Origin of the sequence: Phyllobacterium sp., assembly GCF_037994425.1 — a bacterium.
In the GTDB taxonomy this organism is placed as follows: Bacteria; Pseudomonadota; Alphaproteobacteria; order Rhizobiales; family Rhizobiaceae; genus Phyllobacterium.
This window is the reverse complement of the sequence record NZ_JBBNAM010000142.1, coordinates 1-13033: the sequence shown is the minus strand read 5'-3', so window position 1 is coordinate 13033 and position 13033 is coordinate 1. Positions and strand designations below refer to the sequence as shown.

Genomic DNA, 13033 nt, shown 5'->3' with positions numbered 1-13033 from the left:
GAGTAGTCACTGGCACCAATGTTTATACGCCTGTCGGCGAACAGCAGCAAATGCCGCCCGGTTGCCTAGTCCCTGGACTTTATGTTCCACTGTTCGCGTCGATATTGGGGATCAACGAGGATATCGGGAGCCGAAGCTTGCAGCAACGTAGCATCAGGCCTATAGGGGAAACCTGAGATGACATCAGAAACGCCCCCACCCCTTTTTCCCCACCGCCATCTACTTGGCATCAAGGGTCTTTCCCCGCAGGACATAACTCAGCTTCTCGATCTTGCCGAAGGTGAGATTGCCGTTTCGCGGCAGCCCGAGAAGAAAAAGAGCGTCCTGCGCGGCCGAACCCAAATCAACCTTTTCTTCGAGGCATCGACGCGGACGCAATCGTCCTTCGAACTTGCCGGAAAGCGGCTTGGCGCCGACGTCATGAACATGTCGGTCGGCAACTCCTCGGTCAAAAAGGGCGAGACGCTGATCGACACGGCGATGACGCTGAACGCCATGCGTCCTGACATACTGATCATCCGCCATTCATCGGCCGGCGCAGCGGCATTGCTGGCGCAGAAGGTGGGATGCTCCGTGGTCAATGCCGGGGACGGCGCGCATGAACATCCGACGCAGGCCTTGCTAGATGCGCTGACGATCCGCCGCGCCAAGGGAAAAGTCGAGCGACTGACCGTCGCAATCTGCGGCGACGTTCTGCATTCGCGTGTCGCACGATCGAACATCATTCTCCTCAATGCCTTGGGAGCGCGCGTTCGTGTCGTTGCACCGTCGACTCTGCTTCCCTCCGGCATTGCGCACATGGGGGCGGAAGTGTTCCACAAGATGGAGGACGGGCTGAAGGACGCCGATGTCGTCATGATGTTGCGCCTCCAGCGCGAGCGCATGGCCGGTTCGTTCGTTCCCTCTGTACGCGAATATTTCCGCTATCACGGCCTCGACCGGGAAAAACTCAAATATGCCAAGTCCGATGCGCTGGTCATGCATCCTGGCCCAATGAATCGCGGTGTCGAGATCGCTTCGGACGTCGCCGATGGCTCGCAGAGCGTCATTCAGGAACAGGTCGAAATGGGTGTCGCCGTGCGCATGGCAGTGATGGAAGCCCTGCTTGACCCGCGCCGCAATGCCGAAGGAGTCGCAGGATGAGCACGACCGTTCTGCAGAACGCCCGCATCGTCGATCCTTCGCGCGGACTGGACGAAATCGGAACCCTGATCATCAAGGGCGACAGTATCGTCGCAAGCGGTGCCGATGCCCGGAACCAGGGCACGCCCGAAGGCGCAACAATAATCGATTGCAAGGGCAAGGCCGTCCTCCCGGGCCTTGTGGACGCCCGCGTGTTCATTGGCGAGCCCGGTGCCGAGCACCGCGAAACGATCGCTTCTGCGAGCCATGCGGCGGCGGCAGGGGGTGTTACCTCCATGATCATGATGCCGGACACCGATCCGGTCATCGACAATGTTGCTCTTGTCGAATTCGTGCTTCGAACCGCCCGCGATACGGCGGTGGTCAATGTCTATCCGGCGGCCGCTGTCACCAAGGGCCTTAATGGCGAGGAGATGACCGAGATCGGGCTGCTGAGCGAGGCGGGCGCGGTCGCGATCAGCGAGGGTCGCCATTCCATCGCCAACACGCAATTAATGCGCCGGGCACTAACCTATGCGCGCGACTTCGGCGTGGTGCTCGCGCACGAAGCCCACGATCCTTACCTTGGCATCAACGGCGTCATGAACGAGGGGCTCTTTGCGAGCTGGCTCGGCCTTTCCGGTACCCCACGTGAAGCGGAGGTCATCCCTCTGGAACGAGACATGCGCCTCGCCGCCCTCACCAAGGGCGCCTATCATGCAGCGCAAATCTCAACGTCCATGTCGGCGGAGGTCATTTCCCGGGCCAAGCAGGACGGTCTCAACGTGACGTCCGGCGTTTCGATCAATCATCTATCCCTGAATGAGAATGATATCGGAGAATTCCGTACCTTCTTCCGGCTTCAACCGCCATTGCGGCTTGAGGAGGATCGGCTCGCCATGGTTGAAGCGTTGCGCGAAGGCGCGATCGACATCATCGTATCGGCCCATGATCCACAGGATGTCGATACCAAGCGCCTGCCCTTTGCCGACGCGGCGGCCGGTGCGATCGGACTCGAGACGCTACTCGCGGCGGCGCTGAGGCTTCATCACAATGGCGACGTCCCGCTCCTGCGCATCGTCGACGCGCTGTCGAGCGCGCCAGCCCGAATTTTCGGTATCGAGGCCGGTTCGTTGCGGCCCGGATCCAAGGCGGATGTGACCATAGTCGATCTTGACGAGCCGTGGGTTGTGAAGGAAGAAGATCTCCGGTCGCGTTCCAAGAACAGCTGTTTCGAAGGGGCGCGATTCCAGGGGCGCGTCGTTCAGACATTCGTTGCAGGAAATTCAGTCTTCTCCATCTAGAAGCCGCCAAGGGGTCGATGCATGTTGGATTTTTCAAGCGGGCCAGCGGGGGTACCGCTGCTTCTATTTGCACTGGTCTTCGGCTACCTGCTGGGATCCATCCCATTCGGCTTGATCTTGACCCGCATGGCCGGACTTGGAGATGTCCGCAGCATCGGCTCCGGCAATATCGGTGCGACCAACGTGCTGCGTACAGGCAACAAGAAACTTGCTGCCGCTACTCTCCTCCTCGATATGCTGAAGGGTACTGCTGCCGTTCTCATAGCGGGAATCGTCAGTCCGGGAGCGGCTATCGCTGCAGGACTGGGCGCTTTCCTCGGTCACATCTTTCCGCTCTGGCTGAAATTCAAAGGCGGCAAGGGCGTCGCCACCTACCTCGGCGTTCTGCTCGGCCTGTTCTGGCAGGGAGCGCTGGTATTTGCCGCGGTCTGGTTGGCTGTCGCCTATGCGACGCGCTACTCGTCGCTCGCAGCCCTCGTCGCGGCCACGGTTGTACCAGTCGCACTCTATCTCATTGGCCTGCACCAGATCGCTGCGCTGTTCGTCGTGCTGACCATGATCGTCTTCATAAAGCATCGCGCCAATATCCAGCGCCTCGTCTCTGGCACTGAGGGCAAGATCGGATCCAAAGGGTGAACGACGCGAAGAAGGGCATTCGCCTTTCAGATCGCCAGCGCCTGGCCTGGCTGAGATTGCTCCGGAGCGAGAATGTCGGGCCCGCAACGTTCCGCGATCTGATCGCTCATTGCGGATCCGCCGCTGATGCGCTGGAAATGCTCCCGGAACTCGTTCGTCGGGGTGGCCGACACCGTCCCATCCGCATTGCAAGTCTTGATGATGCAGAACGGGAAATGGAGGCGGCCATCAGGATGGGTGCATACTTCGTCGGCATCGGCGAGCCCGACTTTCCGCGCTATCTGCGGCAATGCGATAACCCACCGCCACTTGTTGCGATCAAAGGTAATCCTGACGTTTTCCGGCTTCCTCCGGTCGCCATCGTCGGCGCGCGCAATGCTTCCCTGGTAGGTCTCAAGTTCGCCCGTATGCTTGCGCGAGAACTCGGACAGGCGGGTTTTGCAGTCATATCCGGCCTTGCGCGCGGCATTGATACAGCCGCGCATGAGGCTAGCCTTGATCATGGGACAGTGGCCGTCATGGCCGGAGGGCTGGACATGCCCTACCCGCCGGAAAACATCGAACTTTACGGTGAAATATCCCGCCGCCACGGCGCTGCCATCAGCGAAATGCCTTTTGGCTGGGAACCCCGCGCGAGGGATTTCCCGCGCAGAAACAGGATCATTGCCGCGCTTTCTTTAGGGCTCGTCGTCGTGGAAGCGGCAGAACGATCCGGCTCGCTCATCAGCGCTCGTCTGGCCGGCGAACTGGGGCGACAGGTCTTCGCCGTTCCGGGATCGCCCTTCGATCCAAGGGCCAAAGGCACGAACAACCTGCTCAAGAATGGTGCCACCGTCACCACATGTACGCAGGATGTGATCGAGGCTCTGACGCCGCTTGTCGATCAACCGATGTCCGACGGGCCCGGCTTCCTGGCTCCCGAAATGGAGTTCCCTTCGCTCAATCCCCCAAACGAAACCGACCGAGACCGTGTCGTCAATTTGCTCAGCCCTGTTCCCACCGAGATTGACGATCTCATTCGAGCGAGCCGATTGCATCCTTCCATGATCATGCTGATTCTGCTCGAACTTGATCTCGCCGGACGCCTGCAACGCCACTCAGGCGGATATATTTCGCTGATTGAGCCCTGAGTCCGTCCCAATCTCCCTGCTCAACTGGTCGCTGCACTCGATGTACGCGATCTCAATAAGGTATGCCAGCATCTCCAGCCGGCTGTTGTGGGCCATCGTACGGAGTTCACCGAGCATCTGCTGAATAAATCTTACGTTCTCAACCGGATTGATATTGCTTTTGCTCATAACTATATCCTCAAAAATTCTTGTACTGAAATGGCGCTGTATTTGACCAGAAATTGCTTAATGTATAGCTGGTTAAGTCTTTGTTTTTTATGCACTGCGCACGGGCAAATCAAATGACCGGCAAAAAATCTCCGAGGCCCTTGCGCCGGAAATGAGATTACCATTAATTGTATAAGCTCGTTGAGCAACCCTTGATTGCAAATGTCGATTTTTGATAACCAGACCTTGACGTTGAGCAGAAGCCTGTTCATTTCACAGACTTCTGGTCCGGTGTGAAACTGGTACTTTTGAAGTCTGACAAGGGCAGAAAGCTCGAATCTGTAATGAATCTCGTCGTCGTCGAATCGCCTACCAAGGCAAAATCAATCACCAAATACCTCGGCTCGGGCTACAAGGTCCTGGCCTCGTTCGGCCACGTGCGCGATCTGCCCGCCAAGGACGGCTCGGTCCTCCCCGACAATGATTTCTCAATGTCCTGGGAAGTTAGCTCCGAATCATCGAAGCGGCTGAGCGACATCATCAAGGCATTAAAGGAGAGTGATACGCTCTTCCTCGCAACCGACCCTGATCGCGAGGGTGAGGCAATCTCCTGGCATGTGCTGGAAGTGCTGCAGCAAAAGAAGGCGATTGGCTCGAAGCCGGTGAAACGCGTCGCATTCAACGCTGTCACCAAGGACTCGGTGCTGGAGGCCATGGCAAACCCACGCGACATCGACATGCCGCTTGTCGATGCCTATCTGGCTCGCCGTGCGCTCGACTATCTGTTCGGTTTTACCCTTTCCCCCGTGCTTTGGCGCAAGCTGCCCGGAGCCCGCTCGGCCGGACGCGTCCAATCGGTGACACTGCGGCTCGTTGCGGATCGCGAGGCGGAGATCGAACGGTTCGTTCGCGAAGAATATTGGACGATCGCAGCGCACTTGAAGACGCCGCGCAACGACCCGTTCGAGGCGCGCCTTGTCGCGATCGACGACAAGAAGCTCGGCAAGCTCGACATCAAGAACGGCGAACAGGCAGGCGAGATTCGCGCCATGCTCGAAGGCGCTTCGTTCAAGGCGACGGCTGTCGAGTCAAAGCCGATCAAACGCAGCCCCGGCCCACCTTTCACCACGTCCACTTTGCAGCAGGCCGCATCCGGGCAGTTGGGCTTTTCCTCATCACGCACGATGCAGATCGCGCAGCGCCTCTACGAGGGCATGGATCTTGGTGGGGAAACCGCGGGTCTCATTACTTATATGCGTACCGACGGCGTTCAGATGGACCCGGAAGCGGTGCAGGCGGCACGCAAGACCATCGGCCGCGTGTTTGGCGACCAATATGTGCCGGAAAAGCCGCGTTACTACTCGACCAAGGCAAAGAATGCACAGGAGGCTCACGAGGCCATCCGCCCGACCGACTTCAACCGCCACCCCAAAGAAATGCGCAGGTTCCTCGACGATGATCAGGCGCGGCTCTATGAATTGATCTGGAAGCGCGCCATCGCCAGCCAGATGCAGTCGGCCGACATCGAGCGAACGACCGTCGATATCGAGGCACGAAACGGTTCCCGCCTGGCGCAATTGCGTGCGACAGGGTCTGTGGTGCGATTTGATGGTTTCCTGGGGGCCTATGTCGATCACCGCGAGGAAGAGGACGTCGACGAAGACAGCGCCCGCCTGCCGGAAATCCGCGCCGGTGAGAACTTGGCACGCGAGAAGATCGACGCAACGCAGCATTCGACCGAACCGCCGCCGCGCTACTCGGAAGCAACGCTCATCAAGAAGATGACCGAGCTCGGGATCGGCCGACCGTCTACCTATGCGGCGACGATTACGACCCTGCGCGATCGCGAGTATATTGGCGTTGAAAAGCGCAAGCTCATCCCGGAGGCTAAGGGACGGCTGGTGATCGCCTTCCTCGAAAGCTTCTTCAAGCGCTATGTCGAATATGATTTTACCGCCGACCTTGAAGAAAAACTCGATGAGATTTCTGACGGAAAGCTCAAGTGGAAAGATGTGCTGCGGGATTTCTGGACCGACTTCTTCGGTTCCGTCGACGGCATCAAGGAATTGCGGGTCACCAACGTTCTCGACGCGCTCAACGAGGAACTCGGGCCCCTCGTCTTCCCGCCGCGCGAAGACGGCAGCGATCCGCGCATTTGCCAGGTCTGTGGTACGGGCAACCTTTCGCTCAAGCTCGGCAAATACGGCGCTTTTGTCGGGTGCTCGAACTATCCGGAGTGCAAGTTCACGCGCCAACTCGGAGGCAGCGAGGCAGCTAACGAGAATGGCAATAGCGGCGGCGAGCCGAAACTTCTGGGTAAGGACCCTTATACGGGCGAGGACATCACCGCCCGTAGCGGCCGATTCGGACCCTATATCCAGCGTGGAGACGGCAAGGAAGCCAAGCGGGCGAGCCTGCCCAAGGGCTGGACGCTCGACACGATCGATCAAGAAAGAGCGCTGGCGCTTTTGTCATTGCCTCGCGACGTCGGTCAGCACCCTGAGACCACCAAGATGATCTCCGCCGGGATCGGGCGATATGGCCCGTACATTGCCCATGACGGAACCTACGCCAACCTTGAAAGCGCCGAAGACGTGTTTTCGATCGGCCTCAACCGCGCCGTGACGGTTCTCGCCGAAAAGCAGGCAAAGGGTCCGGGCCGCGGCAGGGGCACGCCGGCCGCGCTCAAGCAACTCGGCGATCATCCCGATGGTGGTCCCATCACCGTGCGCGACGGCAAATACGGCCCCTATGTCAATTGGGGCAAAGTCAACGCGACCTTGCCAAAGGGCAAAGACCCCGCAGTCGTGACGGTCGAAGAGGCTCTTGCCTTGATTGCAGAAAAGGCTGGCTCAAAGGGTGGCAAGAAGGCGCCCGCACGCAAGGCTGCCGCCAAGAAGCCAGCGGCTAAGAAGGTTGCCGCGAAGAAGGCAAGTTAGGAATCAGGATTGGCACGCCGTATCTCTCCACCCAGCGGAAAAAAGCGGCCTGCCACCTCTGCAGACGCGAAGCACGAATCTTTTGTGCCGAGCCGAGAACAAATCCTTGCATTCATCCAAGAAAATCCTGACCTTGCCGGCAAGCGTGAGATTGCCAAGGCGTTCAACCTGAAGGGCGAAGCGCGCATTGCCCTGAAGGACATCCTGCGCGATCTTGCCGATGACGGGCTCGTTGAGAAGCGCGCCAAGCGTCTGGCCCTGCCTGGCAGCCTTCCGAACGTGGCCGTGCTCGATATTACCGGGCGCGAGAGCGACGGCGGCCTCATTGCAAAGCCGGCTGAATGGGACCCCAACTATCACGATCGTCCGCCCGTGGTGTTCATTCGCCCTTCACGCAATCAGAAAGGTCCGGCACCGGGCGTCGGCGATCGCGTTCTTGCGCGCATCTTCCATGGTGCCGATGCATCGGGCCACGCTTATACCGCCCGGGTCATCAAGCGAATCGAACACCGCAAGGATGCTGTGCTCGGCGTCCTGCGCAAACTCGACAATGGCGAATGGCGCCTCGAACCAGTCGAACGGCGCCAGGTTGAGCTTTCCATCGATCCGGCCCAGCTCAACAATGCCAAGGCCAATGATCTTGTTGAAGTCGAAGTCGTGAAGGTCAGCCGATACGGGCTCGCATTGGGACGCATAACCCAGGTCGTCGGTTCAGTGGCCAGCGAAAAGGCGCTGTCGATGATAGCGATACACGAACACGAGATACCCCACGTTTTTCCTGATAGCGTCATAGCCGAAGCCGACAAGGCAAAACCAGCGACGATGGAACATCGAGAAGACTGGCGCGCCGTTCCCCTGGTGACGATCGACCCGGCCGACGCCAAGGACCACGACGACGCCGTCTATGCGGAGCCTGATACCGACGAGAAGAATCCGGATGGTCACATTGTCACCGTCGCAATAGCCGATGTTGCCGCCTATGTGACACCGGGCTCTGCACTCGACCGTGAGGCACTGAAGCGCGGCAACTCCGTCTATTTCCCCGACCGGGTCGTGCCGATGCTGCCAGAGCGCATCTCCAATGATCTCTGTTCGCTGAAGGAACTCGTCGACCGCCCTGCCCTGGCTGTCAGGATGATATTCGGCGCGCAAGGCAAGAAAATATCGCACAGCTTCCATAGAATTAGGATGCGCTCGCATGCGCGGCTCTCCTATCCGCAGGCTCAGGCGGCCATTGACGGATCGCCGGACGACAAGACCCTCCCCATACTCGACACCATCCTCAAGCCGCTTTGGGCCGCTTACGCGGCCCTAAAGCGCGGCCGGGACGCACGCGAGCCGCTCGAACTCGATCTTCCGGAAAAGAAGATCCTCCTCACCCCGGAGGGCAAGGTCGACAAGGTAGTTGTGCCGCCACGGCTCGACGCGCATAAGCTCATCGAAGAATTCATGATTCAGGCCAATGTGGCTGCTGCCGAAACGCTGGAGCGCAAGAAGCAGCCATTGATTTTCCGCATCCACGACGCGCCATCGCTGGCAAAGCAGGAAACCCTGCGGGAATTTCTGCGCACGCTCGATATTTCGCTGGCGCGCGGCGCCGAACTGCGTCCAAACCAGTTCAATGGAATTCTGAAACGAGTCGAAGGCAGCGAGAGCCAGGAACTTGTCAATCAGGTCGTACTCAGATCCCAATCGCAGGCCGAATACAATCCCGAGAACATCGGGCACTTCGGCCTGAACCTGCACCGCTATGCGCACTTTACCTCGCCGATCCGCCGCTACGCCGATTTGATCGTCCACCGCGCGTTGATTGCGGCACTTGGCCTTGGTTCCGGTGGCATTACGCCCAAGGAGGAGACTGACCTTGCGGAGATCGCCGCGCTTATTTCGACAGCAGAGCGGCGCGCCATGGCGGCCGAACGCGACACGGTCGATCGCCTCATAGCGCACTATTTGGCTGACAAGGTCGGCGCGAGTTTCGAAGGCCGCGTCCAGGGCGTAACCAAGTCGGGACTTTTCGTTACGCTTGCGACATATGGTGCCGATGGCTTTATTCCCATTTCAACTTTGGGTGATGATTACTATCTTTACGACGAAACTAACCATGCTCTCTCCGGCGAACGGAGTGGAAAAGGCTTCAGGCTTGGCGATGTTGTCGAAGTCCGACTGGTAGAGGCATTGCCCGTTGCGGGTGCATTGCGGTTCGAAATGCTCTCCGAGCCTCACCCCGTTCCGAGCGGGGTGCGCTCGCATCACAAGGCAAAGCGTTTCGTGCGCGGAAACCAGAAGCGCCCATCCACCATTTCGCGTGGAGGGCGAAGAGGCAGAGGATGACGACAATACAGACGTTTGGCGCTGGCACCGGCGAGACGCGCCCCCTTCGTGCCGTGGGACAGGCCACGTGGCGCGGCTTTCGCTGCCGCTGTCCGAATTGCGGCGAAGGCAAGCTTTTCCGTGCGTTCGTCAAGTCCGTCGACCATTGCGCGGTGTGCGGCGAAGATTATACCCATCAGCGCGCTGATGACTTTCCCGCCTATATCACCATCACGATTGTCGGGCATGTCGTCCTCGGCGGGTTCCTTGCCGTAGAAACCCTTTTCATCTTGTCCAATTGGGTGCATCTCGCAATCTGGGTGCCTTTGACGATCATCATGTCGATCGCCCTGCTGCAGCCGATTAAAGGTGCGATCATCGGCCTACAATGGGCGAACTATATGCATGGTTTCGGCGGCGAGACCGATGATCTGGAACCATCGGACCAGTGACCTCATGGCGGTGAACACCTCGAAGCAGGAAGCAAATGCTGCCGACAAGCAGCGTGCGGCCCGTATCCGGCCCCGCGATGCGGCGTCATTGTTGCTGATCGACAGGTCGGGTTCGGAACTGCGGATCCTCTTGGGCAAGCGCCACATGCGCCATGTTTTCATGCCCGGCAAATTCGTTTTCCCTGGCGGCCGTACGGAGGTTTTCGACGGGCGCGTGTCGGCATTTTCTGAACTTGCAGAAGCGGACCGGACCAAGCTCCTTGGTGGCATGGGCAGCCGGCCCAGCGTACAGCGCTGCCGGGCACTCGCCCTTGCAGCCATACGCGAGACCTACGAAGAGGCCGGGTTACTTCTTGGGCGTCGCCACGACGATCCTTCCCGCATCAAACATCCGGACTGGGCCGCGTTCTCCGAGCGCAGGATCGTTCCCGACCTTTCGATGCTACGCTATTTTGCGAGGGCGACGACGCCGCCCGGCGGCTCACGCCGCTTCGATACACGTTTCTTTCTCGCCTTTCGCGACGCCGTGGCCGAAATACTGCCCGAGGCAACTGGTCCTTCCCAGGAACTTGAGGAACTATGTTGGCTTCCCTTCGCGCAAGCGACGCGGCTCGATATTCCCGAGATCACCCGGTTAATTATCAGGGAGGCGGAGACCCTGCTCGGTTCGAACCCATCGCTGGCCCCGGGCAATCCCGTTATTCAATACCGCATGAAATATGGACGATTCGTCCGAGAGGTCTTTTGATTCATGGATTCTATGCAGACGGCTGAACAGGCGAAGGTTCAGACCCACTGGCGCGCACTCGTTGCCGCCATTGCGACCATCAGTGCTGTTGGTGTTGCCATCGGTCTCGGCATTCCGCTTCTCAGTGTCATTCTCGAAAGCCGCGGACATTCGGCAACGATGATCGGACTCAATGCGGCGGTCGCGGGCATTGCGTCCATTGTCGCAGCGCCTTTCGCCGCCCCCATCGCAGCGCGGTTGGGTGTCGTACCGACGCTGATCGCCATGCTGATCATCGGCGGCTTTTCCTTTGTCGGATTTCACTTCTTCACTGACTTCTGGATGTGGATGGTGCTGCGTGTCTTCCTGCACTTTGCCCTGACGATGCTGTTCATACTCTCCGAATATTGGATCAATGCGGCGGCCCCGCCCGAAAAGCGCGGCCTCGTTCTCGGCATCTACGCCACCGTTCTCTCGATGGGATTTGCGCTCGGCCCCTGGCTGTTTTCGCGCATTGGCAGCACCGGGATCATGCCCTTCGCGGTCGGATTCGGCATCATCCTGTTTGCAATTCTCCCCGTGCTACTTGCATGGAATGACAGCCCGGATTTCCACGAGGAGGAGCATGTCCCCTTTGCGCCATTCATTTGGGCGGTCCCGACCGCCACGGCGGCAGTTTTCGTATTTGGCGCCGTCGAGACCGGTGGATTTGCGCTCTTTCCAGTCTTCGGCTCGCGCATAGGCTATAGTGAGGCCAACGCCGCCCTGCTGCTGACGACAATCGGCCTCGGCAATGTTCTCTTGCAGATCCCCATCGGCCTGCTCAGCGATCATGTCAACGACCGTCGCAAAATCCTTCTTGGTTGCGCCCTCATCGGCCTTGCCGGCATGTGCCTGCTGCCGTTCATTTCGACCAACTGGTATCTCGTTGCCGCCTTGCTATTTGTCTGGGGCGGTGTAGTTGCGGGCCTCTATACGGTCGGACTGGCGCATCTTGGTTCGCAGCTGACGGGCCGCGAACTGGCTTCAGCGAATGCCGCATTCGTATTTTGCTATGCGGTCGGAATGCTGGTCGGCCCGCAAGCGGTTGGCGCAGGAATGGATGTTCTAGGCCCCAAAGGCTTTTCTGTCACCCTTGGCATCTTCTTCGCTGCCTACGCATTTCTTGTCGGGTCCAGGCTTCTGGTTCGCCGGGACTGATAAAGCGCCGGCGACCAAATCCTAACTCATTGCTTTGCTTCTTGGTTTCGGAACGCTGCCTCTCCGGCGTCTGAGACCTCGACCCATTTCTTGTCGGGTGCGGCGTCCGGAACGTAGCTGTCGTGCCAGTTCCACCACTTGTAGGTCGGCGTCTGAGGATAGCCCTCAGGCGAGTCTTCCCATACCTCCTGCCGGCCAAGCGGCGTGATGTCGAGGTAGTTCCAGGTACCGCCCATCTGCTCATCGCCGCGACTGTTGATGAAGTAGGTGCGGAAGATTTGGTCGCCATCACGATAGAACACGTTCGTGCCGTGCCATTCGTCCACGCCGAAATCAGCATCAAAGCCGTCCGTAATCGTCAACCACGGAATCATCTCCCACCCCATCCTCGACTTCAGCCGCGCGATGTCCGACTGGGGCGCACGAGAGACAAAGACGAGGGTTGTGTCACGCGCGTTCAGGTGAGCGACGTGGGCAACCTGGTCTGCCACCATAGAGCAGCCCCGGCAGGCATGATCGGGCCAGCCGAACACTCCTGGCTCGAAAAAGGCGCGATAGACGATTAGTTGCCGACGACCGTCGAACAGGTCGCGCATGCTGACCTTGCCGCTCGGTCCCTCAAAAACATAGTCCTTCGTAACGGCCATCCACGGCATTCTCCGGCGCTCGGCAGCGAGGGCGTCGCGTGCCCGGCTGTGCGCCTTTTCCTTCACAAGCAGCTGTTCGCGTGCTGTCTCCCACGCCTCGGGCGATACCACCGGTGGTTTGTGCATTTCAGTCTTCGCGCTGGTGCTTGCGTTTTCGGCTGATGAAGTCATGGCGTTTGAATCCTCCTGATTTGGCAGATGTCGCCCAGTCTGGCATCGGAAATCGGCTATGTGCGAGTAACAAAGGTGACGGTATTCCGATAAGATGGCTGGAACCTGCTCATGGCGTCGGACGGCATCCGTTATGCTGCAAGCTCAAAAGCAGGCGCCTAGGTTCCGGAAACCAATAACAGCCTCTCATGCCGCCAACCCTAGTTTGCCCTTTACTAAATCATATAGACGACGTCGTGATGGAG

Annotated in this window: 10 protein-coding genes; 9 read left to right on the top strand and 1 reads right to left on the bottom strand. The window is 59.1% G+C overall.

Annotation, left to right across the window (positions count from 1 at the left end):
* The first annotated feature begins 177 nt into the window (after positions 1-177).
* From AAAB35_RS10185 to AAAB35_RS10145, 9 genes are all read left to right on the top strand, one after another.
* Positions 178-1143: an aspartate carbamoyltransferase catalytic subunit gene (locus tag AAAB35_RS10185; RefSeq protein ID WP_340668164.1), complete on the top strand. Its 966-nt coding sequence runs from the start codon at positions 178-180 to the stop codon at positions 1141-1143.
* Positions 1140-2426, top strand: coding sequence for a dihydroorotase (locus AAAB35_RS10180; RefSeq protein WP_340668163.1), 1287 nt, complete (start codon positions 1140-1142; stop codon positions 2424-2426). Before AAAB35_RS10185 ends, AAAB35_RS10180 begins: the two co-directional genes overlap by 4 nt.
* 21 nt (positions 2427-2447) lie before the next feature.
* Positions 2448-3062, top strand: a complete 615-nt coding sequence (gene plsY / locus AAAB35_RS10175) for a glycerol-3-phosphate 1-O-acyltransferase PlsY (RefSeq protein WP_340668162.1) — start codon at positions 2448-2450, stop codon at positions 3060-3062.
* Positions 3059-4192, top strand: a complete 1134-nt coding sequence (gene dprA / locus AAAB35_RS10170) for a DNA-processing protein DprA (protein WP_340668161.1) — start codon at positions 3059-3061, stop codon at positions 4190-4192. Before plsY ends, dprA begins: the two co-directional genes overlap by 4 nt.
* A 491-nt stretch (positions 4193-4683) precedes the next feature.
* Positions 4684-7278, top strand: a complete 2595-nt coding sequence (gene topA, locus AAAB35_RS10165; RefSeq protein WP_340668160.1) for a type I DNA topoisomerase — start codon at positions 4684-4686, stop codon at positions 7276-7278.
* Between the two features lie 21 nt (positions 7279-7299).
* Entirely contained in the window at positions 7300-9612 is a 2313-nt protein-coding gene (rnr, locus tag AAAB35_RS10160) for a ribonuclease R (RefSeq protein WP_340668189.1), read from the top strand.
* The gene (locus AAAB35_RS10155; protein ID WP_340668159.1) at positions 9609-10043 is read left to right on the top strand and encodes a DUF983 domain-containing protein; all 435 of its coding nucleotides are present in this window, start codon (positions 9609-9611) and stop codon (positions 10041-10043) included. Before rnr ends, AAAB35_RS10155 begins: the two co-directional genes overlap by 4 nt.
* Before the next feature lie 4 nt (positions 10044-10047).
* Positions 10048-10791 (top strand): NUDIX hydrolase, encoded by a 744-nt coding sequence (locus tag AAAB35_RS10150; protein ID WP_340668188.1) that lies wholly within the window; start codon positions 10048-10050, stop codon positions 10789-10791.
* 3 nt (positions 10792-10794) lie between these two features.
* A complete protein-coding gene (locus tag AAAB35_RS10145; protein ID WP_340668158.1) occupies positions 10795-11970 on the top strand; it encodes an MFS transporter in 1176 nt (391 codons plus the stop codon).
* A gap of 26 nt (positions 11971-11996) precedes the next feature.
* Here the strand turns inward: AAAB35_RS10145 and AAAB35_RS10140 are convergent, their stop codons facing one another.
* A complete protein-coding gene (locus AAAB35_RS10140; protein ID WP_340668157.1) occupies positions 11997-12788 on the bottom strand; it encodes a thioredoxin family protein in 792 nt (263 codons plus the stop codon).
* Between the last annotated feature and the right edge of the window lie 245 nt (positions 12789-13033).